This is a genomic window from Streptomyces sioyaensis, assembly GCF_004122735.1.
In the GTDB taxonomy this organism is placed as follows: domain Bacteria; phylum Actinomycetota; class Actinomycetes; order Streptomycetales; family Streptomycetaceae; genus Streptomyces; species Streptomyces sioyaensis.
In genome coordinates this window covers 48,190-73,959 of sequence record NZ_SDIF01000025.1, presented here as the reverse complement: position 1 = coordinate 73,959, position 25,770 = coordinate 48,190, and the positions used below count along the sequence as shown (strand labels likewise).

The 25,770-nt window shown below is 72.0% G+C and carries 24 protein-coding genes; 7 read left to right on the top strand and 17 right to left on the bottom strand.

The window, feature by feature from the left end; translation table 11 throughout:
• Positions 1-21: 21 nt before the first annotated feature.
• The 5 genes from EST54_RS12025 to EST54_RS12005 all read right to left on the bottom strand — a co-directional run bounded on the left by EST54_RS12025 (position 22) and on the right by EST54_RS12005 (position 5,134).
• On the bottom strand, positions 22-930 hold the full coding sequence (locus EST54_RS12025) for a S1 family peptidase (protein ID WP_129247606.1): 909 nt from the start codon (positions 928-930) through the stop codon (positions 22-24).
• Positions 931-1,295: 365 nt separating this feature from the next.
• A complete protein-coding gene (locus EST54_RS12020; protein WP_129247605.1) occupies positions 1,296-1,898 on the bottom strand; it encodes a GTP-binding protein in 603 nt (200 codons plus the stop codon).
• Entirely contained in the window at positions 1,882-2,223 is a 342-nt protein-coding gene (locus EST54_RS12015; RefSeq protein WP_006607743.1) for a DUF742 domain-containing protein, read from the bottom strand. Before EST54_RS12015 ends, EST54_RS12020 begins: the two co-directional genes overlap by 17 nt.
• A complete protein-coding gene (locus EST54_RS12010; RefSeq protein ID WP_129247604.1) occupies positions 2,220-2,645 on the bottom strand; it encodes a roadblock/LC7 domain-containing protein in 426 nt (141 codons plus the stop codon). Before EST54_RS12010 ends, EST54_RS12015 begins: the two co-directional genes overlap by 4 nt.
• A complete protein-coding gene (locus EST54_RS12005) occupies positions 2,642-5,134 on the bottom strand; it encodes a sensor histidine kinase (RefSeq protein WP_239012202.1) in 2,493 nt (830 codons plus the stop codon). Before EST54_RS12005 ends, EST54_RS12010 begins: the two co-directional genes overlap by 4 nt.
• A gap of 442 nt (positions 5,135-5,576) precedes the next feature.
• Here EST54_RS12005 and EST54_RS12000 point away from each other — a divergent pair, with 442 nt between their 5' ends.
• On the top strand, positions 5,577-6,026 hold the full coding sequence (locus EST54_RS12000) for a cell division protein SepF (protein WP_129247603.1): 450 nt from the start codon (positions 5,577-5,579) through the stop codon (positions 6,024-6,026).
• A gap of 109 nt (positions 6,027-6,135) precedes the next feature.
• Here EST54_RS12000 and EST54_RS11995 read toward each other — a convergent pair whose 3' ends face one another.
• Positions 6,136-7,350: an acyl-CoA dehydrogenase family protein gene (locus EST54_RS11995; protein ID WP_129247602.1), complete on the bottom strand. Its 1,215-nt coding sequence runs from the start codon at positions 7,348-7,350 to the stop codon at positions 6,136-6,138.
• 147 nt (positions 7,351-7,497) lie between these two features.
• Positions 7,498-9,150, bottom strand: a complete 1,653-nt coding sequence (locus EST54_RS11990) for an MFS transporter (protein ID WP_167511533.1) — start codon at positions 9,148-9,150, stop codon at positions 7,498-7,500.
• Between the two features lie 210 nt (positions 9,151-9,360).
• Between EST54_RS11990 and EST54_RS11985 the strand changes: the two genes are divergently transcribed.
• Entirely contained in the window at positions 9,361-10,554 is a 1,194-nt protein-coding gene (locus tag EST54_RS11985) for a glycosyltransferase family 39 protein (protein ID WP_129247600.1), read from the top strand.
• Positions 10,555-10,819: 265 nt separating this feature from the next.
• Positions 10,820-11,854 (top strand): phosphatase PAP2 family protein, encoded by a 1,035-nt coding sequence (locus tag EST54_RS11980; RefSeq protein ID WP_174857432.1) that lies wholly within the window; start codon positions 10,820-10,822, stop codon positions 11,852-11,854.
• A gap of 103 nt (positions 11,855-11,957) precedes the next feature.
• Here EST54_RS11980 and EST54_RS11975 read toward each other — a convergent pair whose 3' ends face one another.
• Positions 11,958-12,173 carry an I78 family peptidase inhibitor gene (locus EST54_RS11975; RefSeq protein ID WP_129247599.1) on the bottom strand — a complete coding sequence of 72 codons (216 nt, stop codon included), beginning with the start codon at positions 12,171-12,173 and terminating at the stop codon, positions 11,958-11,960.
• A 542-nt stretch (positions 12,174-12,715) separates the two neighbouring features.
• Between EST54_RS11975 and ctaD the strand changes: the two genes are divergently transcribed.
• A complete protein-coding gene (gene ctaD, locus EST54_RS11970) occupies positions 12,716-14,395 on the top strand; it encodes an aa3-type cytochrome oxidase subunit I (RefSeq protein WP_129247598.1) in 1,680 nt (559 codons plus the stop codon).
• Here ctaD and EST54_RS11965 read toward each other — a convergent pair.
• The 4 genes from EST54_RS11965 to EST54_RS11950 all read right to left on the bottom strand — a co-directional run bounded on the left by EST54_RS11965 (position 14,286) and on the right by EST54_RS11950 (position 18,474).
• Positions 14,286-15,320 carry a helix-turn-helix transcriptional regulator gene (locus EST54_RS11965; RefSeq protein ID WP_129247597.1) on the bottom strand — a complete coding sequence of 345 codons (1,035 nt, stop codon included), beginning with the start codon at positions 15,318-15,320 and terminating at the stop codon, positions 14,286-14,288. The genes ctaD and EST54_RS11965 overlap by 110 nt on opposite strands.
• 72 nt (positions 15,321-15,392) lie before the next feature.
• A complete protein-coding gene (locus EST54_RS11960; protein ID WP_129247596.1) occupies positions 15,393-16,370 on the bottom strand; it encodes a hypothetical protein in 978 nt (325 codons plus the stop codon).
• Complete coding sequence (locus tag EST54_RS11955; protein WP_129247595.1) at positions 16,367-17,626, bottom strand: glycosyltransferase family 4 protein; 1,260 nt, start codon at positions 17,624-17,626, stop codon at positions 16,367-16,369. Before EST54_RS11955 ends, EST54_RS11960 begins: the two co-directional genes overlap by 4 nt.
• A gap of 266 nt (positions 17,627-17,892) precedes the next feature.
• Entirely contained in the window at positions 17,893-18,474 is a 582-nt protein-coding gene (locus EST54_RS11950) for a LysM peptidoglycan-binding domain-containing protein (RefSeq protein ID WP_129247594.1), read from the bottom strand.
• Between the two features lie 284 nt (positions 18,475-18,758).
• On the opposite strand from EST54_RS11950, the gene EST54_RS11945 reads away from it, so the two are divergent.
• Both EST54_RS11945 and EST54_RS11940 read left to right on the top strand, forming a co-directional pair.
• Complete coding sequence (locus EST54_RS11945) at positions 18,759-19,568, top strand: hypothetical protein (protein ID WP_129247593.1); 810 nt, start codon at positions 18,759-18,761, stop codon at positions 19,566-19,568.
• A gap of 184 nt (positions 19,569-19,752) precedes the next feature.
• Complete coding sequence (locus EST54_RS11940; protein ID WP_129247592.1) at positions 19,753-20,088, top strand: hypothetical protein; 336 nt, start codon at positions 19,753-19,755, stop codon at positions 20,086-20,088.
• Between the two features lie 30 nt (positions 20,089-20,118).
• On the opposite strand, the gene der is transcribed toward EST54_RS11940, so the two are convergent.
• From der to aroH, 5 genes are all read right to left on the bottom strand, one after another.
• Positions 20,119-21,579, bottom strand: coding sequence for a ribosome biogenesis GTPase Der (der, locus tag EST54_RS11935; RefSeq protein ID WP_129247591.1), 1,461 nt, complete (start codon positions 21,577-21,579; stop codon positions 20,119-20,121).
• Positions 21,580-21,648: 69 nt separating this feature from the next.
• Positions 21,649-22,305 carry a lysophospholipid acyltransferase family protein gene (locus tag EST54_RS11930; RefSeq protein WP_129247590.1) on the bottom strand — a complete coding sequence of 219 codons (657 nt, stop codon included), beginning with the start codon at positions 22,303-22,305 and terminating at the stop codon, positions 21,649-21,651.
• Complete coding sequence (gene cmk / locus EST54_RS11925; protein ID WP_129247589.1) at positions 22,302-23,045, bottom strand: (d)CMP kinase; 744 nt, start codon at positions 23,043-23,045, stop codon at positions 22,302-22,304. The genes EST54_RS11930 and cmk overlap by 4 nt, the downstream gene beginning before the upstream one ends.
• An 86-nt stretch (positions 23,046-23,131) precedes the next feature.
• Positions 23,132-24,217 (bottom strand): prephenate dehydrogenase, encoded by a 1,086-nt coding sequence (locus tag EST54_RS11920; RefSeq protein ID WP_129247588.1) that lies wholly within the window; start codon positions 24,215-24,217, stop codon positions 23,132-23,134.
• The gene (aroH, locus tag EST54_RS11915; protein ID WP_129247587.1) at positions 24,214-24,576 is read right to left on the bottom strand and encodes a chorismate mutase; all 363 of its coding nucleotides are present in this window, start codon (positions 24,574-24,576) and stop codon (positions 24,214-24,216) included. Before aroH ends, EST54_RS11920 begins: the two co-directional genes overlap by 4 nt.
• A gap of 224 nt (positions 24,577-24,800) precedes the next feature.
• Here aroH and EST54_RS11910 point away from each other — a divergent pair, with 224 nt between their 5' ends.
• Positions 24,801-25,496 (top strand): nucleotidyltransferase domain-containing protein, encoded by a 696-nt coding sequence (locus tag EST54_RS11910; RefSeq protein ID WP_129247586.1) that lies wholly within the window; start codon positions 24,801-24,803, stop codon positions 25,494-25,496.
• Positions 25,497-25,770: the final 274 nt, after the last annotated feature.

Genomic DNA, 25,770 nt, shown 5'->3' with positions numbered 1-25,770 from the left:
AGGGACGTCAGCCGGCCGGCGTCAGTAGACGCTGACGCCGTAGGCGCTCAGTGCTTCGGTGACGGGCTGGAAGAACGTGGTCCCGCCGGACGTGCAGTCGCCGCTGCCGCCGGAGGTCAGGCCGAGGGCCTTGGTCCCGGAGTAGAGGGGTCCGCCGCTGTCGCCGGGCTCGGCACAGACGGTGGTCTGGATGAGTCCGGAGACGATGTCGCCGCTGCCGTAGTTGACGGTGGCGTTCAGCGCGGTGACCTTGCCGCTGTGGATGCCGGTGGTCGAGCCGCGGCGGGTGACCGACTGGCCGACGCTCGGGGTGCCGGCGCTGGTGATGTCCTGGCTGCCGACCATCCCGGGGTGCGACAGGGAGGTGTTGGTGTACTTCACGATGCCGTAGTCGTTGCCCGGGAAACTGGAGCCGGTGGTCGGGCCGATGCTCGTGGCGTGCGAGGAGCTGGTGTACCAGGGCGGCTTTCCTTCGGTGCAGTGACCGGCCGTCAGGAAGTAATAGGTGCTGCCGCTACGGACGTTGAAGCCCAGCGAGCAGCGCCAGCTGGGGGCGTAGATGGCGTCGCCGCCGGAGATGAACTTGCGGAAGGTGCCCGGGACGCGGTCGATGCGGACCGCGTCGGCGTTGCTGCCGGCGGCCCGCTCGATCCTGGCGATCCCGGCCGGGGAGACCGTGCGGTCGGCGGTGACGACCAGGGTGTGGGTGGCACTGTCGACCCGCCAGGCGGTGCCGGCGACATCCGCGGCACGGACCGCGTTTCCGGCGGCGCTGAGCTGGGCGGCGCTGAACGTCTTTGCGGGTGCGGGGTTCTGGGCGCTGGCGGTCGGGATGGCGATGGCTCCGATGGCCACCAGTCCGGACGCCACGGCGATCAGCCGCGTACGTCTCGCCACGCCGCTGTGGGGGTTGGTGCGCGCGTTCCTCACTGATTCCTCCGAGGGGGATCGGGGGGCCGCCGGTGGGCAGCCCGTGAGGCGCAGCCGAGGGGCAGACCGGAATCCGCACGTTCCTTTTCGGCGTGCCCCTGACAAGCGCTGAGCGGAGTGTCGGGCGCACCGCCCCCACTGCGCAAGAGGCATTCACCAATGTCTTGTGCCCGGAACGTCTTGTGCCCGGACGTCTTGTGTCCGGCTCCCGGCCGCCCTCCCGCCGGCCCCCGCAATACCGCGCCCCCACAACACTGCGCCCCGGCAGCCTCGTTGGCGGCTGCCGGGGCGGTGCTCGGGCGGGACGTGGGGGCGGGCGGCCCCGCAACGGCGTGTGGCGAGCGGCCCGGCCCCCGCCCCTACCCTCAGCGGGCGAGCGCGCCCGCCCGCGCCGGGCCGCCGGCCGTGTGCCGCCGTACGACCTCGTCCATCAGCGCGGCCAGCACCTCGCGTACGGACGGGCGCCCGCGTGCGTCACAGGCCAGCACCGGGACCCCGCCGTCGATGCCCAGCGCCTCACGGACCTCCTCCAGCGCGAAGTGCCGGGCGCCGTCGAAGCGGTTGACCGCCAGCACGAACGGGGTGCCGCGCTCCTCGAAGTAGTCCAGCGCCGGGAACGAGTCCTCGATCCGCCGGGTGTCGACCAGCACGATCGAGCCCAGCGCGCCCTCGGCCAGGTCGTCCCAGAGGAAGGAGAAGCGGTCCTGGCCCGGGGTGCCGAAGAGGTACAGCACGATCGTGGGGTCGAGGGTGATCCGGCCGAAGTCCAGCGCGACCGTCGTGGTGGTCTTGTTCTCCACGCCGGCCAGCGAGTCCACGCCGACCGAGACCTGGGTGATGGCGGCCTCGGTGTCCAGCGGCTCGATCTCGGAGATCGCACCGATGAACGTCGTCTTGCCGACGCCGAGACCGCCGCTGACCACGATCTTCACGGCGAGCGGTGCGGCGTTGTCAGAGCGCCCTGACATGATCCCTGATCCTCTCCAGGACATGGAGCGGCAGCTCCTTGGGTTGTTGACAGACCAGCAGTCCGGCGACGACCAGATCGGCGATGAGCACCTTGGCCACGCCCAGCGGCACCCCGGTCTTCTGCGCCACCTCGGCCACCATCGTCGGCCGGGCACACAGCGCCACGATCCGGCGGCGCTCGAACTCCAGGCCCGCGAGCGACGCCTCGGGCCCGGCGACCACCAGCGTCTCCAGGCGCAGCCCGTCGTGCATCGGCTCGGCCCGGCCGCCGGTCATGATGAACGGCCGGACGAACAGCTCCGCCGCATCGGCTTCCTCGCTCATCGCGGCAGGACCTGCCGCAGATCCGCGATCAGCGCCGGGGTGAGCAGATCCCCGGCCCGCTCGGCCAGCACCGCCATCTCGTAGCCGACCAGGCCGAGTTCGCCGGTGCTGTCGGCGAGCACACCTAAGCAGCTGCCGTCCCGGACCGCCGAGACCAGCAGGTAGCCGCGGCCCATCTCGATCATGATGAGCTTGACGCCGTCGAACTCATAGCGGCGCGAGGCGCTGCGCGCCAGGCTCGACAGGCCCGAGACCACCGCCGCCAGATGATCGGCGTCGGTCCGGCCCAGGCCGTCGGAGACCGCGATCAGCAGGCCGTCCGAGGAGACCGCCACCGCGTCGCGCACCCCGTCCGTCTTGCGGACGAAGCTGGCCAGCAGCCAGTTGAAGGTCTGGGAATCACTGTGGAGATCGACGCTCACTTCTCGTCACCCTTCTTCGCCGTCCGGGCCGTCTCCGGCCGGGTGTCCTGCCCGCTGCCCTGCCCGGACTCCGCCGCCCCCGCCGCCTGTTCCTGTTCCTTTTCCTGTTCTCGTTCCTGTTCCTTCTCCCGCTCCTTCTCCCGCTCCTTCTCCACGCTGATCCCGCCGCGCATATGGGCGCTGCGGAGCGTGGCGAGCATGCCGGACACCTCGTCGGGGGTCCGGTCGGGCGTCGGGGCGGCCGTCTGCTGCCAGCGCGGCGCGGCCGCCTCGTTCACCGCCGACTGGATGGCGCTCCGCCGGGCGCGCTTGACCAGCCCGTTACGGGTGCGGGACGCGGCCGAACCGCGGGCCTCCGCCGGGGCCTTCACCGGGGTCTCCGCCGCGGACTCCCGTGCGGCGCGGGGGTGCGGCAGCGCCTCGGCGGCCCGGTCGTCCGCGGCGGGCCCGGCCGCGGGCCGCGGCTCGGCGGGTGGGCCGGCCGTATCGTGCCGCTCGGCTCCGTCGTCCGCGCGGGGCCCGGCCGCCGGCCGGTTCCGCTCCGGCTTCGTGGCCCGCCGCTCCGGACGGGTGCCGGGGACGTCCGTGGCGGCCGCCGTCGCGGACGGCTCCGTGAGGAGGCTGCCCGGGATGAGCACCCGGGCGACGGTGCCGGCGGCCGGCGCCTCGCCGAGCCGGACCTCGACACCGCACCTGCGGGCCAGCGCGCCGACCACGAAGTGACCCAGGAAGCGGGTCGGTTCGGCCATGAAGCCGGCCATGCCGGAGAGCCGGACATTGGCCTCGGCCATCGCCGGGGCGGTCATGCCGGTGCCGTGGTCGACGATCGCGACGAGATAGCCGGCGCTGGTGCGGCGGCCCTCGACCTCCACCTCGGTCTCCGGGGGCGAGAAGTTCAGCGCGTTCTCGACGAGTTCGGCCAGCAGATGGGCGATCTCGGAGACGACCGCACCGCTGAGGAAACCGGCGTCGACCCGGCGCAGCGTGACCCGGCGGTACTCCTCCACCTCGGAGAGCGCCGCCCGGATGACATCGGTGACCGACAGCGGGGTGGCCGAAGTCCGCGGGCTGGCCTCACCGGCGAGCACCAGCAGGCTCTCGGCGTTACGGCGCATCCGGGTGGCGAGGTGGTCCAGCTCGAAGAGGTTGGCCAGCGTCTCCGGGTCGGCGTCCTCGTGCTCCAGCCGATTGATGAAGCTGATCTGACGCCGCACCAGATTCTGGTTCCGGCGGCCGAGGCTGACCAGCGACTCGGTGGCGTTGCGGCGCAGTACGGCCTGCTCGGTGGCCAGGTCGTAGGCCACCTTCTGCATCTGGTCGAAGGCGTCGGCCAGCTGCTGGACCTCGGTGCCCGCACCCTGTGGGACGGTCAGCGGGCCGAGCGGCGCGGGCGTGCCGGCCCCGGACTGCACCTGTGCGACGGCGTCGGGCAGCCGGCCGCCGGCGACCTCACGGGCCTGGCGGGTCAGGGAGCCGAGCGGCCCGGAGACCGACCGGGCGGCGCCGACGGCCAGCGCGCCGAGGGCCAGCACCGAGCCGAGGGCCAGCAGCCCGAAGAGCACCAGCGTCCGGGTGGCCTCGCCCTGCAGGGCCGAGGCGCGGTCCTTGATGTCCTCGCCCAGGGCGATCTGGACGGTGCGCAGCCCGTTGATGGTGCCGGTCGCCGCGTCGTACCAGGCGGTCGGCGGCACCGCCGCGGGGGCCGGCAGCGCGCCACGCCCGTCGACGATCTCCTTCTCGTAGCCGAAGAGCCGCCGGGCGACCGGCGTCGCCAGCGCCTCCGCCACCTCCCGCCGCTGCTTCGCGGAGGCCCACGCGGGATAGGAGTCCAGGGCCGCCAGCCGCCCGGAGCGAGCGGTCATGAAGCGGGTGTAGTCCTCGCCGTGGAACCGCCGGGAGTGCAGCGAGCCGAGCACGACGGCCCGCTCCTGACCGAGGAACTCCTTTGCCGTGCCCAGGACTTGCAGCGCCTGGTAGTCGGCGCGCAGCTCGCCGTCGCGGACCTCGACGAGACCGGCACCGAGCCCGTTCAGGGCGACATTGGCGTCGGTGAAGTAGGAGTAGGTGCGCTCGACCCGGCCGGAGCCGCGGTCGGCGGCGGCGCGGATGTCCCGCAGGGCGTTGACGCGGACCAGGGCGGCGCGTACGGCGCCGGCGGCGCTGTCGTGCCGGCCGGCCAGCTCGCGGTCCACCGCGCCGCGCGCGGCGTCGGTGCGCGTGCGCTGGGCGAGCATCCGGTCGTGGAACTCCCGGACACCACCGACATAGCCGGTGGTCAGACCGCGCTCCTTCTGGTGCTCGTGGATGAAGCCCTGGAGGGCGTCGAAGAGCCGGGCGTCGGCCGCGGTGGTTCCGGCGTTCTCGTAGTCGCCCACCTGTCGCGCCGCGGAGAGGCCGAGCAGGGCGAGGAGTATCGCGAGGGAGACGGCCAGGATGCGGACGAGCTTGGCACGGATGGTGCGTGGCGCCACGACCGTGGCAGTCACCATGTGCCGGAGGCGCCGGTACCCGGCGCGTGTGGTCTGAGTTTCCACGTACAGAACTTTCGAGGGAAGTTGATGCGGTGGGCAGATCGCGATCTGCTGCCGTGTCAACGACCCTCGGATGGGCCAGTCACCCGATCATCGTCCTATTTCCCGGTGGTGCGCCGGCGCCTTTGGCATTTGCCCTGGTCCCGTGCACGAACCTACCCAGGGGTTCGCTCCGCCTTTCACCGGCCACTTTTCGGTATCGACCCGGTAAAATACCGACCGTCACGTTCTTCGTACTGTCAGTTTCCTTATGGGGCGCGAATGCTGATGACGCGCCACCCTCTTTGCACCAGATGTGTCACGAACCCCCCGTGCGGCGGCTATCCACTTGGCACACCCTCCGCCTCATGGACGACGATAGGGGCGGACACGCAGAGACCGCGGGTGAGAGGAGGCGTCAATGGGATCGGTGCGCAAGGCGAGTGCCTGGCTTGGCCTCGTCGACGACAGTGATGACGAGCGCTACTACGACGACGACTACGCCGAGGGACCCGATGCCGGTAACTCGGGTGACAACCCGTGGGTCACCGACCCCCGGGTCCGGGTGGCCGATGAGGCCGCCCAGGACCAGGGCACCCGCATCGCCACGGTCTCCCCGGAGAGCTTCCGGGACGCCCGCGGTATCGGCGAGCTGTTCCGGGACGGCGTCCCGGTGATCGTCAATCTGACGTCCATGGAGCCCGCCGACGCCAAGCGGGTGGTGGACTTCGCGGCCGGGCTGACCTTCGGTCTGCGCGGTTCGATCGAGCGGGTCGCGACCCGGGTGTTCCTGCTGACCCCCGCCGATTACATGGTGGTCAGCGGCGAGGCCCGCGGGCACCGCAACGGCGGTTTCTTCAACCAGAGTTGAGCGGCTCCGGGCCTGCGGCGCAGGCCCGGGGAACCGCGGCGGCCGCCGCCGGCGTGTCCCGGCCCCCTTGGGCCGGGCGGCGGCCGCCCGCCTCACCGCACGGAGCCGCTCACCGGAAGGCGTCCAGGCCGGTGAGTGCCTTGCCCAGCACCAGCTGGTGCATTTCGACGGTGCCCTCGTAGGTGAGCACCGATTCGAGGTTGGTGGCGTGGCGCATGACCGGGTACTCCAGCGAGATCCCGTTGGCGCCGAGGATCGTCCGCGACGTACGGCAGATCTCGATCGCCTCCCGTACGTTGTTCAGCTTGCCGAAGCTGACCTGCTCGGGGCGCAGCCGCCCGGCATCCATCCGCAGCCCCAGGTGATGGGCGAGCAGGATCCCCTTGTGCAGTTCGACGGCCATGTCGGCGAGCTTGGCCTGGGTGAGCTGGAAGCCGCCGATGGGCCTGCCGAACTGCTCGCGCGTCTTCGCGTAGTCCAGCGCCGCCTCGAAGCAGGCGCGGGCGGCGCCCATCGAGCCCCAGACGATGCCGTAGCGGGCATGGCTGAGACAGCCGAGCGGGCCGCGCAGTCCGGTGGCCCCGGGGAGCACGGCATCGGCCGGCAGCCGCACCTCGTCCATGACCAGTTCGCTGGTCACCGAGGCGCGCAGGGACCACTTGTGCTTGATCTCGGGGGCCGAGAACCCGGGGGCGTCGGTGGGGACCACGAAGCCCCGGATGCCGTCGTCGGTGCGGGCCCAGACCACCGCGACACCGGCCACCGAGCCATTGGTGATCCACATCTTGCGGCCGCTGAGCACCCAGTCCGTCCCGTCGCGCTTGGCGTGGGTGCGCATCGCGCCGGGGTCGGAGCCGATGTCGGGTTCGGTCAGGCCGAAGCAGCCGAGGATCTCGCCGGCCGCCATCCGCGGCAGCCACTGCTGCTTCTGCTCCTCGGAGCCGAAGCGCCAGATCGCGTACATGGCCAGCGAGCCCTGGACGGAGACCAGCGAGCGGATACCGGAGTCGGCGGCCTCCAGTTCCAGACAGGCCAGGCCGTACTGGACCGCGGAGGCGCCGGCGCAGCCGTAGCCGGTCAGGGACATCCCGAGCGCGCCGATCGAGCCCAGCTCACGGGCGAGTTCGCGGATGCCGGGGAGTTCGCCGCGCTCGTACCAGTCGGCGATCGAGGGCAGGATCCGCTCGGCGGTCCACCGGCGGACGGTGTCACGGACGGCACGGTCCTCGTCGGTCAGCAGATCGTCGATGCCCAGCGGGTCGCCGGCGTCGAACGGCGGAACCGTCGAGGACGCTGAGGGCTCTGCGGACGGCGTTGCGGACATGGCGGGGCCTCCGGCGGATGCGCGAAAAACTAGCAGTGGTAGTTATTTCACCCCGACGGTACGGCCCGCCGTGCCGCCCGGCAAGGGGCACCGCCGTGCGCCACGCAGACACCCGGCAGCAGACACCCGGCAGCAGAGAGCCGCGGTTCAGCGACCGGAGCGCGCCGGGGCGGGCTCACCGCTGCCGCAGCCGGCACCGGCCGGCCGCTCGCCCGGGGCCGCCTCGCCCTCGGCCTCCGCCCGCTCCGTGGACTCCGCCGCCCGGCGCGGCAGCCGCAGCGCGATCCCCGCGCCGATCAGCAGCAGCACGGCACTGGCCACGAGGGTGATGTGCAGGCCGCGGACGAAGGAGTCCCGGGCGGCCTCGCGCAGCGCGGCCCGGGCCGTGCCGCCCAGACCCGCGGCGACCTTGTAGGCCTCGCCGAGGGAGTGCGCGGCCGAGGCGGAGGCGCGCTCGGGAACGCCGTCGACCCGGGCCAGACCGGGGGCGTACGCGGCGTTCATCACGCTGCCGAGCAGGGCGACACCGATGCCGGCACCGAGCTGGTAGGAGGTCTCACCGAGCGCGGCGGCACCGCCCGACTGCTCGGCGGGCGCCTCGTTGAGCATCGACTCGTACGCCCCGAACAGCGTGGACTGGAAGCCGAAGCCGAGCAGCACGAAGCCCAGGGACAGCAGCCAGGGGCGATCCTGGCTGCTCATCGCCGTCAGACAGAGCACCGCGACGGCGGTCAGCACGAAGCCGAGGGACACCATGGCGCGCGGACCGAGGAGTTGCAGCATCTTCGAGCCGGTCAGGCCGGCCGCCATCGCGGCGAAGACCAGCGGCAGCATCCGCAACCCGGTCTCCAGCGGGCTCAGTCCGAGGACGAGCTGGAGGTACTGCACGGCGATCAGCTGCAGGCCCACCAGCGCGAGCATGGCCAGCACGATGCAGCCGACGGAGGTGCCGAACGCAGGCCGGGCGAACAGCCGCATGTCGATCAGCGGGTGGGTGCGCCGGTGCTGCCGGCGGACGAAGAGGATCAGCAGCGCCACCCCGAGGACGATGGGCAGCAGGGTGGTCCAGCCCAGCAGCGGAGCACCGCTGCCGATCCGCTTCACGCCGAGGACCACACCCAGCACACCGAGCGCGGCGACGATCGCGCCGATCACGTCCCAGGGGCCGTTGCGCTCACCGCGCGACTCCGGGAGCAGCCACCGGCCGATCAGCAGCATCACCGCCATCATCGGGATGTTGATGAGGAAGACCGAGCCCCACCAGAAGTTCTCGACGAGGAAGCCGCCGAGGACCGGACCGACCGCGGCGCCGACCGCGGCCACCGCGCTCCACACCCCGATGGCGACCGCGCGCTCGCGCCGGTCGGGGAAGACCTGCCGCAGGATCGACAGCGTGGCCGGCATGATCATGGCGCCGCCGATGCCGAGCAGCGCGCGGGCCACCATCAGGATCTGTGGATTGGGGGCGAGCGCGGCGGCGGCCGAGGCCAGCCCGAAGAGGCCGTAGCCGAGCAGGAGGACGCGGCGGCGTCCGACGCGGTCGCCGAGGGTACCGAAGAGGATCAGCAGCGAGGCCGCGATCAGCGGATAGACGTCCACGATCCACAGCAGCTCCACGGGTCCCGGCCGCAGGTCCTCGGTGACCGAGGGCACGGCGACGTACAGGATCGTGGTGTCCAGCGCGACGAAGAGCAGACTGACGCAGAGCACGATCAGCACGGTCCAGCGGTTCACACCGCCAGCTGAAAGCCGGGGAACACCAGCCGTCCGTCCACTGCCGGACGCGGTCGACCCGGACATGCAGCACCTCCAGTCATGCTCTCGCGGCCACGGATCAGGGCGCGAAAGCGCCCCGGGGGAACCGGTGGCACGGGCGAGTAGAGACGTCAGACTACGCGAGTCCGCAGGTACCCTGCGTGGCTCACCTCACGATGAGACGCGCATCGCAGCGCCCCGCGTTCCCCCACCCACCGTCGACCGGCGTTCTTCGGCCACGGGATAATCGACGGGATGAACGATCTTGCGACCGCCGGCGTTCCCGGCCCGACCCGGTGTGCCGGCTCCGCCGCGGCGACCGCGCTGCGCCGGGCCGCGCCCGCGCTGGCGGCGTACGCGACGATCCGGCTGCTGGGCCTGCTCGTGCTCGCGGTCTGGTCGGCGGCCGACGGCAAGGACTGGCACACCCTGCTGACCGCCCGCTGGGACTCGCTCTGGTACACCCGGGTCGCCGAGCAGGGCTACGGCTACGAGGTGCCGATGCCCAACGGCGACATCCACTCCAACCTGGCGTTCTTCCCGCTGCTGCCGTGGCTGGAGCGCGGACTGTCGGCGCTGTTGCCGCTCTCGCCCGCCGACGCCGGGATGGCGGTGGCCTGGCTGGCGTCGGCGGGCGCGGCCTGGGCGCTGTACGCGACCGGTGAGCGGCTGTACGGGCCGCGGGCCGGGATCGCGCTGGCCGGGCTGTGGGCCGCGCTGCCGGTCGGGATCGTGCAGTCGATGGCGTACTCGGAGTCGCTGTTCACCGCGCTCGCGGCCTGGGGCGTCTACGCCGTGCTGACCGAACGCTGGGTGGCGGCAGGGGTCTTGGCGTCGCTGGCCGGGCTGACCCGCCCGGTGGGTGCGGCGGTGGTCACGGCGGTGCTGCTCACCGCGGCGGTGACGCTGTGGCGGGAGCGGAGCGGCGGCGTCCGGCTGCGCGCGGCGCTCCGTGCGCACCCGGGAATGCTGCCCGGTGTGCTGCTGGCACCGCTCGGCTGGTGCGGCTACTACCTGTGGGTGGGCGCGCGGCAGGGCTCGTTCACCGGGTATCTGGACGTCCAGGGAGGCTGGGGGAACGGCTTCGACGGGGGCCTCGCGTTCGGCCGGTTCATCTGGCAGCAGCTGTCGGGGCCCACCGTCGCGGCCGGGCTCGGGCTGCTCCTCGGAGTCGGGCTGCTGATCTGGCTGTATGTGCACGGTGTACGGCAGGGCCAGCCGCTGCCGCTGGCGGTCTACTGCGGGACGGTGCTGCTGCTCGCCCTGACCGCCAAGGGCTACTTCGGGTCCAAGCCGCGGCTGATGATGCCCGCCTATCCGCTGCTGCTGCCGCCGGCCATGGCGCTCGCCCGTCGGCGGCCGGTGTGGTCGTGGCTGGCCATCGGGGTGCTGGCGGCGGGCTCCGCGGTCTACGGGGCGCTCTGGCTGAACGGTTCGGGCCCGCCGTGAGCGGATGGTTCCGCTCCGTGAGCACCCCGCGGGGAAACGTTACGCGGCCTGGCGGCAAAGGCCGGATAAACTCCGTCCAGAGAAAAGCAGATAAGGCGCTCGGGGCGCCGACACGCGGATGACGGGAAGCGATGGAAAATCGCCAGGAATTCCCTTGCAAATCCCTTCGTCGAAGCCCGGTTTGAGACTCATTCCACATCACATCGTCATTACAAAGCGCACAGTTTGACCAAGCACCTACATCACACGCGGTAACGTCGATTGAGTGCGTACCGATGACAAGCTCGACCAGATGGAGGAGCGCCCGACCGATCGCGCCCAACCACCGCGCATGACCCGGACCCGCCTGTGGCTGTTCTGGGGCACGCTGGCGGTGTATCTCGCGATCGTGGTCGGTGTGCTGGCCACTTCATGGCTGGTCACGTTCGACTGGCAAGTCATGTTCTTCAGGCCGTACAAGCAGTGGCCTGAGATCCATGCCTTCCTCGACTACTTCGTTGTGCTGGGGCAGCGCGGGCCGACCGCGGTGGCGGTGGCGGCCTGGCTGGGCTGGCGCTGCTGGCAGCAGCGCAACCTCCACCCGCTGCTGGTGCTCGGCGCCTCACTGCTGCTGCTGAACATCACCGTGGGCGCCGCCAAGCTCGGCATGGGCCGGCTCGGCCCGCACTACGCGACCGTGGTCGGCGCCAACGAGATGTCGCTGGGCGGCGACATATTCCCCTCGGGTCACACCGCGAACGCCGTGGTCACCTGGGGCGTACTGGCCTACCTCGCCACCACCTCGCTGCGTCGCCGCACGCTGTCGGTGATCGCCGCGCTCGGCGCGCTGGGCGTCGGGATGACCACCGTCTACCTCGGCACGCACTGGGTCAGCGATGTCCTGCTCGGCTGGGCCGCGGGGCTGCTGGTGCTGCTGGCGATGCCCTGGCTGGAGCCCGGCGTCACCTGGTTCGAGGACCGCCTCATGGGCATCCTGCTGCGGCTGTGGCTGCGGCTGCGCCCCGATTCGCTGCGCGGCCCGCTGCCGGTCGGCTCGCTGGCTCCCGGGGTGTCCCGGCAGCGCATCGCGCCCGACGGCGAGGTGCTCGTACGCGAGACGGTCCCCGCCGGCACGGGCGGCCGCTCCACCGGCCACTCTCCGGACGGCTGGCCGCACCACCCGGCGCGGCCGTACACCATCCGCTCGGAGCGCTCTCCGGTCACCCCGGCGGGCAGCCGGCGCCCGCCGCACGCGGACCGGATGCCCCGCACCACGCCGCTGAGCCCGACCTCCGGGCGCGGCCGCAACGGGAGCGGCTGACCGCCCACGGACCGCGGGGCCGGTACGCACACCCGCCACCCCGCGACGAAGGCCCCGGCCGCTCCCGAGGAAGCGGCCGGGGCCTTCGTCGTCCGTGCGGCGCTCAGCCCTGCCAGCAGCGGTGCACCGTGCCGTCCTTGACCTCGAAGTTGAGGCGGCCGGAGAGGTACTCCATGGTGATGATCGCGCCCGGGGGCAGCGAGCGGACGGTGGTCCAGCCACGCGCTCTGGCCTGCTCCTCGGCGCTCTCCCGCGCGAGGCCGACGTACGCCTCGACGTCGTCCTGAGGGTTGTCCGGCAGGTTCGGTAGATCAGCCATGACGCCACCGTATGCGCCCGCGGCGGCCCGTGGAAGTCCGGCCTGCCACACACCGATGACCGTCCGGTCCGTCCTTCGTCACACTTGTGTCACAGCATGCGTTGCTGCGTTCGCCGGACTCCGTCACCCGTACGCGCCGCGTGACCGCGCAACCGGGTGGAATTTTTTGGCGGCCGAAATTCCACCTTGATCGAATACAAAAGGGGCACAACGGCTCGGGACCGCGCGGCGCGCTGCCCGAAAACATTCCCCCGGCAGTGCCGGATTTCCATTACTCGGCACCGTTTATCGGCCGTCCGGAAATTGACCAACGAGACACACTCCACACACATTTCCCGCACATCGCCCCGATTGCCGGGCCCGCGCACTTCCCGGCCCCGCCCCGTCCGCCCGGCCGACGGGCCACCGGGCGCGCCGGCCCCCGCCGGACCGGGTCCGCCGGATCCCACCGGAACGGCCCGGAGCGCCCTCTCGCACTGCGCCGCGGCCGCGGGGATCATGTCCCGGGCCCCAGTACACCTTCGACGAACGAGGTGCAGCGGATGGTTACGGACACCGGCCGGGCGGACCTCCGGCCTCCTGGGGCGCGGTCGCGCGGGGCGGTGCTGGTCGACTGGCTGACGACCACCGACCACAAGAAGATCGGGCACCTCTACCTGATCACGTCGTTCGGGTTCTTCCTGGTGGGCGGGGTGCTGGCGCTGGTGATGCGGGCCGAACTGGCGCGGCCCGGGCTGCAGATCATCGGCCCCGAGCAGTTCAACCAGGCGGTGACCATGCACGGCACGATCATGCTGCTGCTGTTCGCCACCCCCGCCTTCGCCGGCTTCGCCAACGAGATCATGCCGCTGCAGATCGGCTCCCCGGATGTGGCCTTCCCCCGGCTGAACATGCTCTCGTACTGGTTCTTCCTCTTCGGCGGCCTGATCGTGCTGGGCAGCTTCCTCACCCCGGACGGCGGCCCGAGCTTCGGCTGGACCGCCTACGCGCCGCTGAACTCGCTGACCCGCTCCCCCGGCGCCGGCCCCGACATGTGGATCATGGGGCTGGCGCTGGCCGGCTTCGGCACCATCCTCGGCGCGGTCAACTTCATCACCACGGTGATCACGCTGCGGGCGCCCGGCATGACGATGTTCCGGATGCCGGTGTTCACCTGGAACATCCTCTTCACCTCGATCCTGGTGCTGATGGCGTTCCCGGTGCTGGCGGCCGCGCTGCTGGTGCTGGAGGCGGACCGGCAGTTCGGCTCGGTGGTGTTCGAGGCGCAGTGGGGCGGCGCGTTGCTGTGGCAGCACCTGTTCTGGTTCTTCGGCCATCCCGAGGTCTACATCATCGCGCTGCCGTTCTTCGGCATCATCACGGAGATCATCCCGGTCTTCTCCCGCAAGCCGATCTTCGGGTACGTCATGCTGATCGGCGCGACGATGGCCATCACGGCCCTGTCGGTGATGGTCTGGGCGCACCACATGTTCGTGACCGGCGCGGTGCTGCTGCCGTTCTTCTCCCTCATGTCGTTCCTGATCGCGGCGCCGACCGGGGTGAAGTTCTTCAACTGGATCGGCACCATGTGGCACGGCTCGGTGTCCTTCGAGACGCCGATGCTGTGGTCGATCGGGTTCCTGGTGAGCTTTCTGTTCGGCGGGCTGACCGGCGTCATCCTCGCCGCGCCGCCGCTGGACTTCCACGTCACCGACTCGTACTTCGTCGTCGGCCACTTCCACTACGTCGTCTTCGGGACGGTGGTCTTCGCGACGTACGCGGGCTTCTACTTCTGGTGGCCGAAATTCACCGGCAAAATGCTCGACGAACGCCTCGGGAAGATCCACTTCTGGACGCTGTTCGTCGGCTTCCACACCACCTTCCTCGTCCAGCACTGGCTGGGGGTGGAGGGCATGCCGCGGCGCTACGCCGACTATCTGGCCGCCGACGGCTTCACGGCCCTCAACACCCTCTCCACCATCGGCTCCTTCCTGCTCGGGCTGTCCACCCTGCCCTTCCTCTACAACGTCTGGAAGACCACGCGCTACGGCGCCAAGGTCACGGTGGACGACCCCTGGGGCTTCGGCCGCTCCCTGGAGTGGGCGACCTCCTCGCCGCCGCCGCGGCACAACTTCACGACGCTCCCGAGGATCCGCTCCGAGTCCCCCGCGTTCGATCTGCACCACCCGGAGGTGGGGCAGCAGCCGGTGGCACTGCCAGTGCCCGGGACAGCCGGTCCCTGATCTCCCGTATGCGGTCGAGCAGTTCCGGCGGCTCACGGACCTCGAAGTCGAAGCCGGTCATCACGAGGTGCACCACCAGCACGTCGAGGCTGTGCGCCCCGGTGTGCAGCAGGCAGCGCTGGGCGTCGACGGCTTCGAGCGTCCCGGCGGCCGGGCCGATGCGTTCCGCGGCCTGCTCCCGCGAGGCGTGCACCAGCACGGTGGCCTGCTGCGCGTAGGCACGGGTGGAGATGCCGTGGGAGACGTACGCGGCGAGGTCCTCGGCCGGCGGGGTGCGGGGCGTGAAGCGGGGCCCGTGCGGCGGGGTGGGGGTGATGCGGTCGGCGCGGTAGGTGCGCCAGTCCGCGCGGTCCACGTCCCAGGCGACGAGGTACCAGCGGCGCTGGGCGCAGACCAGGCGGTGCGGTTCCACGGTGCGGCGGGAGAGCGTGCCGTCATGGGTGGTGTAGTCGAAGCGCAGCCGGTGGCAGTCGCGGCAGGCGTGCGCGAGCTCGGTGAGGGTGTTCGGGTCCACCCGGGGGCCGCCCGCGCCGAGCATCGGCACGGTGAAGGCGTTCAGCGCACCGACCCGGCGTTGCAGCCGGTGCGGCAGCACCTGCTCCAGCTTCGCCAGCGCCCGTACGGAGGTCTCCTCGATGCCCTCGACCCCGCCGGCCGCGGCGGTGCGCAGCCCGACCGCGACGGCCACCGCCTCGTCGTCGTCCAGCAGCAGCGGCGGGAGTTCGGCGCCGGCGCCGAGGCGGTAGCCGCCGGCCGTCCCGGGGGCGGAGTGGACCGGGTAGCCGAGCTCGCGCAGCCGGTCGATGTCCCGGCGCACCGTGCGCGCGGTGACATCGAGCCGGCCGGCGAGCTCCGCGCCGGTCCACTCCCGGTGGGACTGCAGCAGGGAGAGCAGGCGGAGCAGACGTGCCGAGGTCTCCAACATGGCCCGAGTCTCGCAGCCTTTGCGGACAGCTGCGGTCCGCGGTGCGCCCCGGACCGCGCGGCCCGCTCCCCGTCAGCTCCCGGCCGGTCCCGCGACCCGTAGGGCCAGATCGTTGTCGAGCGTGTAATACGGGCCGACCCTGAGGTGCCCCGCGGCCGTCCGCACCGGCATCACGGGGTAGGTGAAGACCTGCTTCTTGTCGGCGACGTCGTCCAGGAGGCGGGCGATCCGCACCGGCCGGGCGCCCTCCGTCAGCCGCAGCCACAGGTCCCACGGCTCGCTGCCGTCCTCCCAGTGCCCGGCCGGCTCCGCGTAGGGCAGCGTGAAGCTGAACTCCGCTCCCTCGACGGTCAGCGGGACGGTGACCGTCACCGCGGGGGCCTCCGCGGACGCGGCGGTGCGGCGCAGCCAGGCCTCCGCGCGGGCGCCGGCCGCCGGCGCGGCGCCGTAGAGCCGCCCGGAGACCGTCATGCCGTCGGGCGTGACAAGGATGTCGCCGGCCTCGGCGTGCGGGCCGCGCAGCCAGCTGCGCAGCGCGAGATTGCCGAACTTGGTCGCGTACGGGATGCGCACCCCGAGCCGGCCGATGCCCGCCAGCGGCCGGCGGTCCACCAGCGACCGCAGATCGTTGATGCCCGGCAGCAGGCGCCGGGGGTCCTCGCCGTCGCCGAGGTCGGCGTAGGCGTTCCAGCGGCCCTCGGCGAGCGCGACGGTGCTGGGCAGCACGGCGCGCAGCCGGCCGGCGCCGTTCGGCCCGAGCGGCAGCCGTACCTCGTCGTCCGCGCCGTCGCCGCCGCGCAGCCGCAGCACCAGCGCCGCGCTCCAGGTGACGTGGGTGTCCTGAGGGACGTTCAGATCGAAGGTGAGACCGCCTGCGGAGTCCGCGATGCAGTCGGCCCGCAGCTCCGCCGGCGCCGTGGTGGCGCCCCGCTCCCGCAGCGGTTCGGTGCCGTCGGGCCCCGGTCTGGCCGGCACCTCAGGTTCCTGATCGATGGCGGAGGACTCCTTCGTGTTCGGTCCGGTCGCGGTCAGCTGGCTCGACGCGGTCATACCGTCCGCACCCCTCTCAGCGCGGCGCGGGCCGCATCCTTGGTGGCGTATGCGCCGCCGAGCAGGGCTCCCCGGGCGCGATGCAGACCGCAGTGCAGCCGGCTTCCCCGGCGGCGGGCGAGCAGCTCCCCGAAGAGTGCCTCGTAGCGCCCGGCGACCATGGCGGGGTCGAAGCGGGCGGACGAGGCCAGCGCGGCGCCGCCCATCCGGATGCGGGCGTCGTCGTCGTTGATGAGCGTGAGCAGTGAGCCGGCCAGCGCCTGCGGATTGCCGACCGGCACCAGCTTGCCGTCCACCCCGTCGGCGATGATCTCGCCGGGGCCGTGCGGGCAGTTCGTGGCGACGACCGGGAGCCCGCAGCGCATCGCCTCGACGATCGTCATCCCGAAGGACTCCAGGCTGGAGGACACGGCCGCGATCGAGCCCTTGGCCCACTCGGACTCCAGGGGGTTGGCCGGGCCCATCAGGAAGACGTGGTTGTACAGGCCGAGTTCGTCGATCAGCGCGCGCAGCGCGGCCTTCTCCGTGCCGCCGCCGTATATCCGCAGCCGCCAGTCGGGACGCGCGGCGACGACCTGGGCGAAGGCGCGGATGAGGACGTCATAGCGCTTGACGCGGGTGAGCCGGCCGGCCGCGACGACCCACTTGCCGCTGCCGTCGGCGGCCGCAACGGCGGGCGCCGGCACGCTGTTGGGCACCGCCTCGATGCGCACACCGGGCAGCCGCAGCGTCCGGCGGTAGGAACGGGCGTCGGCCTCGGTGACGGTGGTGACCGCGTCGAGGCGCGGATAGGCGCTGCGCAGTGCCAGCTTGAGCGCCGGCTGATGGGTGTCGAGGGTGAGGTGCTCCTGGCCCATGCGGACCGGGCCGCGGCGCGCCTGCTTGGCGATGTGCACATTGAGTCCGGGCCGGGTGCCGACCAGGACATCGGCCTCGGTGCGGCGCAGATGCTGGGCGATCCGGCGGTCGGTGAGCTCGCTGTACTGGCGGTAGCGGACCTCGGCGGCGGGGAAGACCCTGGCCGGGCGGGCGTGCGCGGGATCCGCGCCCTCGTAGTGGGGGCCGTTCTCCCTGATGTCCACGAGATGCCGCAGCGCGACACGGGGGCCGAGGTCGAAGACCGGCGCGTCGCGGTGGCGCAGGACGGACACGATCTCGACGTCGTGCTGCTCGGCGAGCGTGCGGGCCAAGTTGAACGTCGTGCGGATCGTCCCCCCTATCCCGTACGCATTGTGAATCAGGAATGAAATGTGCATCCGTCCCCGTGTCCCCTGGTCTTCCGGTCCTAGCTGGTCTCCCCGTGGGTCACGTCGCACTCCCCTCCTGATGGCGCGACGTATCCCCCTGCTGAACGGAAGGACGATGAAAGGAGGTTCCGGGTTGGGCGGACACGCCAAGTTGTTCCGAAAGAGTTAGGACATCGGTAACGGCTTCATGGAACCCCGTGCCTCTGAATGCGCTCCGCCCCCTAGGGGAGACACCCCCGCTGCCCGGCGGTCCCCGACGGGTCCCCGACGGGTCCCTAGGGAAGCCGCAGCCTGGTGCCGACCGTCAGCCGGTTCGGGTTGTCCCCCAGGACCGTCCGGTTGGCCTCGTGGAGCGCCTGCCAGCCGCCCTTCACCCGGTACTTGCGGGCGATCTTGCCGAGTGTCTCCCCGGGACGTACGACATGGGTCCGACTGCCCTCCTCGATCAGCCCGTAGCGTCGGGCGCACTCCGGCCAGGCCCCCCAGCCCTGCGCGGCCTGCACCCTCTTGGCGATCTCGATCTGCTCGTCACGGGTGGCGAGATCCGCCCGCGGGGCGAACTCCAGGCCGCCGAACGCCTCCCAGGTGGGCTGCCAGAACTGCAGTCCTCCGTAGAAGGTGTTGCCCGTGTTGATGTGCCAGTCGCCGCTGCTCTCGCACTCCGCGAGGCAGCCCCACGGCCACTGGTCCTCGGCGCAGGCGTACGCGCCCTTGCCGCCGCTGCCGCCCGTGCCGTTGCCGTCCGGCCCGTCGGCGGCGGCACCACCGGGCAGACACAGGACCAGGGCGGCGGCCGCCGAGGTGAGCAGTCCGACGGATCCCGCGAAGCGCCGTGGCGACGAAGAGTTGTCCGACATAGCCGGTGACGGTAAGCAGCCGTCCGCCGTTGGCCAGCGCGGCACGCCCTCACCGGCCCGTTCCCACCCGGTCCGGTGTACGCGACGCCGCCGACTGCGCCAGGTTCTGCGCAAGAGCTGGCGCTATGTGACCGCTTGCGGGGCGGCTTTCCGTTGAATCCCCCTGTGCGGCGATTGGTTCGATTCTGTTCCCGCCCTCGCGTGACCCCTGCCGCAGGTCACCCGTTGTCCTTGTACGAGCCGGGAGACCACCCGGCAGACGCACAGAGATCGAGGAGCCACCCGTGCCGCGCATGCTCGACGTCAGTGACGACGTTCGCGCCGAGATCGGCGACGAAGAAGCCGACCGCCTGCTGGCCGGTGGCGACGCCCCCGGCAGCTATGACTGCACCTCCTGCCGGACCCCCGGAGACAGCGACCAGGAGCGCACCAGCACCGTCCTGTTCGTGGGCGAGGAGACCGCGGTACTCGCGTTCGCCCATGCCACGTGCATCCCCTCCCAGGTCGTCCCGGTGTCGGAGGAGCAGCTCCAGGGAGCCGTGCGCTCCATCACCGGAGAGGACGCCGCCGCCCGTACGCCCGGATCGGGGCCCGCGCCGGCCGCCCCGGTCCCCACCACCCCGCGCCAGGCCACCCTCGGGATCACCTGCGGCCTGGTGCTGATCGAGGACGATCTGCGCCCGGCCCTGGTGGTCGAGCCGGACGGCCCGATCGCCCGTCCCGGCTCGACCGGCCCGGACGACGACTTCCTCCCGCTGCTCCTGGAGCAGGGCTTCCACCCGGTGACGGACGTGAACCAGCTCCCCGGCCCGAACCCGGGCTGGTCCGCACTGCTGGCCATGGGCAAGCTGCACGCCGTCCTCCAGCCGGGCAGCGCCGGCAACCAGGCCGCCTGGTGGCAGGCCCACCAGCCGCTGGCCGTCTCCGACGGCTGGCGCGCCGCGGCCAACAAGGCGCAGTCGGTGGTGATGTACGCCGCACCGTCCGGCACCATCGGCCACCAGCCGCGCGAGGACCTCATGCGGCAGGCGCTGGAGAACGCCGCGTCGAAGGGCGCCCTGGTCGCCGCGGAGATGCCGCTGGCCGGCACCTGACCGTCCCTGGGGCGTGTCCGCAACGTCCCGCCTGGCTCTACGGGCGGACGACGGGACTTTGCGGACACGCCCTGGACACCCGATCGCGGGGGCAGGACCGCCATTCCGGACGGTCTTGCCCTCGCGATCAGCCATTTCCGCGCGAAAGCCGCATCCCGCGGCCATCAGGGTCGTTGGCACATACGTGCACGCATACGACCCCTCCTCCCACGCCTACACCCACCCGATCCCCGGCATGCGCCCGTCGTACGAACACGGGACGACGCACACCGCGGAGCACGGCTCGGCCACCCCGATCTATGACGCGCTGTACGCCGAGTACCGCCGCTCCTTCCGGGCGCTGCCCGGGGACCGTACGGACGAGCCGGAGACCCCGGAGGTGCTGCGCGGCGCCGGGGACTGGAGCCGTACGGCGCCCACGGGCCACTGGGAGGTCGTGAGCCGGCCGCCGTACCACCCGCGGGGCCATGCCCCGGCGCTGCCGCCGGCGCGGCGGGACCACCGGCCGCACGGACACTGATCCGCCCGCGCGGCCCGGAGGGGACCGCCGCTACTTCTTCTTGCCGCGCTTCTCGCGCACCCGCACGGAGATGTGGACCGGCGTCCCGTCGAAGCCGAACTCCTCGCGCAGCCGGCGCTCGATGAAGCGGCGGTAGCCGGCCTCCAGGAAGCCGGAGGCGAAGAGGACGAAGCGCGGCGGCTTGGTGCCCGCCTGGGTGCCGAAGAGGATGCGCGGCTGCTTGCCGCCGCGAATCGGGTGCGGGTGCGAGGCGACGATCTCACCGAGGAAGGCGTTCAGCCGCCCGGTGGGGATCCGGGTCTCCCAGCCGGCCAGCGCGGTCTCGATCGCCGGGACCAGCTTCTCCATGTGGCGGCCGGTGCGCGCGGAGACGTTCACCCGCATCGCCCACGGGATCTGCACCAGGTCCCGCTCGATCTCCCGCTCCAGGTAGAAGCGGCGCTCCTCGTCGAGGGTGTCCCACTTGTTGTAGGCGATGACCAGGGCGCGGCCGGCCTCGACGGCCATCGTGATGATGCGCTGGTCCTGGACGCTGATGGATTCGGACGCGTCGATCAGGACGACGGCGACCTCGGCCTTCTCGACGGCCGCAGCGGTGCGCAGCGAGGCGTAGTAGTCGGCGCCTTCCTGGAGGTGCACCCGGCGGCGGATACCGGCGGTGTCCACGAACTTCCAGGTCTTGCCGCCGAGTTCGATCATCTCGTCGACCGGGTCACGGGTGGTGCCGGCCAGCTCGTTGACGACCACCCGCTCCTCGCCGGCGACCTTGTTCAGCAGCGACGACTTGCCGACGTTCGGCCGGCCGATCAGCGCGATCCGGCGGGGGCCGCCGAGGGCGGTGCCGAAGGTCTGCGCGGGCGCCTCGGGCAGGGCGTCCAGAGCGGCGTCGAGCATGTCGCCGGTGCCCCGGCCGTGGAGGGCGGAGACCGGGTGCGGCTCGCCGAGGCCGAGCGACCACAGCATGGCGGCGTCGGCTTCGCCCGACGGGCCGTCAACCTTGTTGGCGACCAGGACCACGGGCTTGCCGGCCCGGCGCAGCAGCTTGACGACGGCCTCGTCGGTGTCGGTCGCGCCGACCTTGGCGTCGACGACGAAGACCACCGCGTCCGCGGCCTCGATGGCGAACTCGGCCTGCATCGCCACGGAGGCGTCGATGCCGAGGACGTCCTGCTCCCAGCCGCCGGTGTCGACGACCTTGAACCGGCGGCCGTTCCAGTCGGCCTCGTAGGTGACGCGGTCGCGGGTGACGCCCGGCTTGTCCTCGACGACCGCCTCACGGCGGCCGATGATGCGGTTCACCAGCGTCGACTTGCCGACGTTGGGGCGGCCGATGACGGCGAGGACGGGCAGCGGACCGTGGCCGGCCGCGGCGATGTCGCCCTCGACCTCCTCCAGGTCGAAGCCCTCCTCCGCGGCGAGCTCCATGAACTCCGCGTACTCGGCGTCGCCAAGCGCACCGTGCTCGTCGCCGGTAGGGATCTGGTCGTTCATGAAGTCCGTTCCTCGTTCATCATCGTGGTCGGTGGGCCGCTCGTGCGCGGCCCACTACTCAAGTGTGGTTCAGCGCCCGGTCAGGCGCCGGGCCCGGTCCAGGTGGGCGGTCAGCCGCTCCTGGATCCGTACGGTCGCCTCGTCGAGCGCCTTGCGGGTGCGGCGGCCGCTCCCGTCGCCCGCCTCGAAGGCGTCGCCGAAGACGACGTCGACGCGGGCGCGCAGCGGCGGGACGGCGGAGGTCAGCCGGCTGTGCCGGTCCGTGCTGCCGAGCACCGCCACCGGCACGACCGGGGCGCCGGAGCGCACCGCGAAGTACGCCAGGCCGGCCCGCAGGGAGGCGAAGTCGCCCTCGCCGCGGGTGCCTTCCGGGAAGATCCCCAGCACCCCGCCGTCCTCCAGTACGCCGAGCGCGTCGGTGATCGCCTTGCGGTCGGCGGTGCTGCGGTCCACCTTCAGCTGCCCGATGCCCCGCAGGAACGGGTCCAGCGGGCCGACGAAGGCTTCCTTCTTGATCAGGAAGTGCACCGGCCGCGGCGCGGTGCCCATCAGCATCGGGCCGTCGATGCCGTGCGAGTGGTTGACGGCGAGGATCGCCGGTCCGGTGGACGGCACCCGCCAGGCACCCAGCACCCGCGGCCGCCACAGCCCGTACATCAGGCCGATGCCGATCCGCCGGCCGACCGCGGCGCCGGCCGCGCTCGGCGCCCTGCCGCTGTCGGTCACCGGGCGACCCGCCCCGCCTTCTCGGCGCCGGCGCCCTCGATGAGGGTGACCACGCACTCGATGACCTGCTCCAGGGTCAGCTCGGTGGTGTCCACCTCGACCGCGTCGTCCGCCTTGGCCAGCGGGGAGGTCTTCCGGCCGGAGTCGGCGGCGTCCCGCTTGATCAGGGCCTCGCGGGTGGCGGCCAGGTCGGTGGCCTGCTGGGGGTCCTTGCCCTTGAGCTCGCCGCTGCGGCGGGCCGCCCGCGCCTCGGGGGAGGCGGTCAGGAAGACCTTGAGGTCGGCGTCGGGCAGGACCGTGATGCCGATGTCCCGGCCCTCGACGACGATGCCGTTCGGCGCCTCGGCGGCGATGGAGCGCTGCAGGTCGGTGATCAGGGCCCGCACCTCGGGGACCGCGCTGACGGCGCTGACCGCGGCGGTGACCTCCTGGGTGCGGATCGGGCCCGCGGCGTCCAGGCCGTCGACCGTGATGGTCGGGGCGGCCGGGTCGGTGCCGGAGACGATCACGGGCTTGGCGGCGGCGTCGGCCACCGCGGTCGCGTCATTGACGTCGATGCCGTTGTTCAGCATCCACCAGGTGATCGCGCGGTACTGGGCGCCGGTGTCGAGGTAGCCGAGGCCGAGCTTGCCGGCGACGGCCTTGGACGTGCTGGACTTGCCCGTGCCTGCGGGGCCGTCGATGGCGACAATCACTGCTGCCGGGGCGGTCCGAGCGGCGGTTTCCACGGTGACGAACACCTTTCTTGTACACGGGGCGGGGGTCCAAGGGCCATAAGGGCCTCGGACAAGGTTACTGGCTCACCCGCACCGCCCCGTCCACGGTGTCACTGCCGGATGGACCAGCCCCGCTCCCGCAGCTCCGCGGTCAGCCCCGGCACGGCCTGCGGCTCGACCATGAGCTGGATGAAGCCCGCCTGCTGGCCGGTGGCGTGCTCGATGCGGACGTCCTCGATGTTGACCCCGGCCCGGCCGGCGTCGGCGAAAATCCGGGCCAGCTCACCGGGCTGGTCGCCGATGTAGACGGCGACGATCTCGTAGGTGGCCGGGGCGGCGCCGTGCTTGCCGGGCACCCGGTCCCGGCCGGCGTTGCCACGGCGGAGCACGTCCTCGATGCCGAGGGCGCCGCCGCCGCGCTTCTCCTCGTCGGCGGACTCCAGGGCACGCAGCGACCGCACGGTCTCGTCGAGGTCGGCGGCGATCTCGGACAGCACGTCGGCGACCGGGCCCGGGTTGGCGGACAGGATGTCGATCCACATCTCCGGGTCGGAGGCCGCGATCCGTGTCACATCCCGGATGCCCTGGCCGCACAGGCGCACGGCGGTCTCGTCGGCGCTCTTGAGCCGGGCGGCGACGAGGCTGGAGAGCAGCTGCGGGGTGTGCGAGACCAGGGCGACGGCGCGGTCGTGCGCGTCCGCCTCCATCACGACCGGGACGGCCCGGCACAGCGCGACCAGCTCCAGGGCGAGGTTGAGCACCTCGGTGTTGCCGTCGCGGGTGGGGGTGAGCACCCAGGGGCGGCCTTCGAAGAGGTCGGCGGTGGCGGCCAGCGGGCCGGAGCGCTCCTTGCCGGCCATCGGATGGGTGCCGAGGTAACCGGACAGGTCGCAGCCCATCGCCTCCAGCTCACGGCGCGGGCCGCCCTTGACGCTGGCGACGTCGAGGTACGCGCGGGCCACGCCGCGGCGCATCGCGTCCGCCAGTGCCGTGGCGACATGGGCAGGCGGGACGGCCACGATGGCCAGATCGACCGGTTCGGCGGGTGCCTCGGCGGTGCCCGCGCCGAGTGCGGCGGCGGTGAGGGCCTGGGCCTGGTCGTGGTCCTCCAGGAACACCTGCACGCCCCGTGCGTGCAGCGCGAGCGCGGCCGAGGTGCCGATCAGGCCCGTTCCGATGACGAGTGCGGTCCTCACTGCGCGATGTCCTTCCGCAACGCCCCGGCCGCGCCGAGGTAGACGTGGGCGATCCCGGCCTTGGACAGCCCGGTCTCGACGTGGGCGAGCACCCGCACCACGCGCTCCATAGCGCCGGCGATGTCCAGCTCCTGGGCGCAGATCAGCGGTACGTCTGTGATGCCCAGGGCGCGGGCGGCGGCGGCCGGGAAGTCGCTGCGCAGATCGGGGGTGGCGGTGAACCACACGCTGATGAGGTCGTCCGCGACCAGGTCGTTGCGCTCCAGGATGGCGGTGAGCAGCTCGCCGACCTGCTCCTGCATGTGCTCCGCGTCGTCCCGCTCCAGCTGGACGGCCCCGCGGACCGCTCGTACCGCCACGTCACTGCTCCCCTGCGTCCGGCCGCACGCACCTGCGCGCGTCCAGATCAGCGTAACCAGCCGCACCGACATTCCGTGTCCGGCGGCCGGACAGGGAAACGGGCCGGCCCGCGCCCGTGCAGGCGGCGATCTTCCGCGCACCGACCGTGAACAAGCCGTCCCCCGTTCCCGATCGGCCGGCAAAACGGGTGACATTCGCCCTCCCACCAGCGACAATCTCCGCCATGTCGGAAGCCGCCGCAGGTCACTCGCTGGTCGCCGAGCACACCGTGTACGCATGCGTGATGGGCTCGCGCGCCTTCGGACTGGCCACGGAGACCAGTGACACCGACCGCCGCGGGGTCTATCTCGCCCCCACCCCGCTCTTCTGGGGCTTCGAGAAGCCGCCCACCCATGTGGAGGGACCGCGCGAGGAGGAGTTCTCCTGGGAGCTGGAACGGTTCTGTCAGCTGGGGCTGCGCGCGAACCCCACCGTCCTGGAGTGTCTGCACTCCCCCTTGGTGGAGCGCATCGACCCCATCGGGCGGGAGCTGCTCACCCTGCGGGAGGCGTTCCTGTCCCGCCAGGCCCACCGCACCTTCGCGGGCTACGCCACCGGCCAGCTCAAACAGCTGCGAGCCGAGGTCCGGCAGCACGGCACGCCCCGCTGGAAGCACGCCATGCACCTGCTGCGGCTGCTGGCCAGCTCGCGTGATCTGCTCCGCACCGGCGTGCTCACCCTGGATGTCGGCCCGAACCGGGAGGCGTTGCTGGCGGTCCGGCGCGGTGAGGTGCCCTGGCCCACGGTGGAGCGCCGGATGGCGCGACTCTCCGAGGAGGCCGAGGCGGCGGTGTCCGGCTCCCCCTTGCCGGCCGAGCCGGACCACGGCCGGGTGGCGGACTTCCTCTTTCGGGCCCGCCGGGGCTCTGCGCTTGGCTGACTTCCCACGTTTTTGTCTTTCCCGCCGTGGTTGTTGCTCGCCGTTGCGCTTTGCGGCGCGCCCGCACGTTGTCGGCTGGCCCGCCGTGGGTCTTCTCGCCGTTGCGCCTGCGGCGGGCTGGGTGGGTGTCGGGTGCGGTGACGGACCTCCGGGACCTGTTGTGTGGACTGCTTCGCTTTACGTCCACACAACAGGCCCCTCCGGCCCGTCCCCTCCCGTGAGTGGAGTGAGTGAAGGTGCGTGGGGGCGGGCCACCGACGGCCGTTTCGGCCGT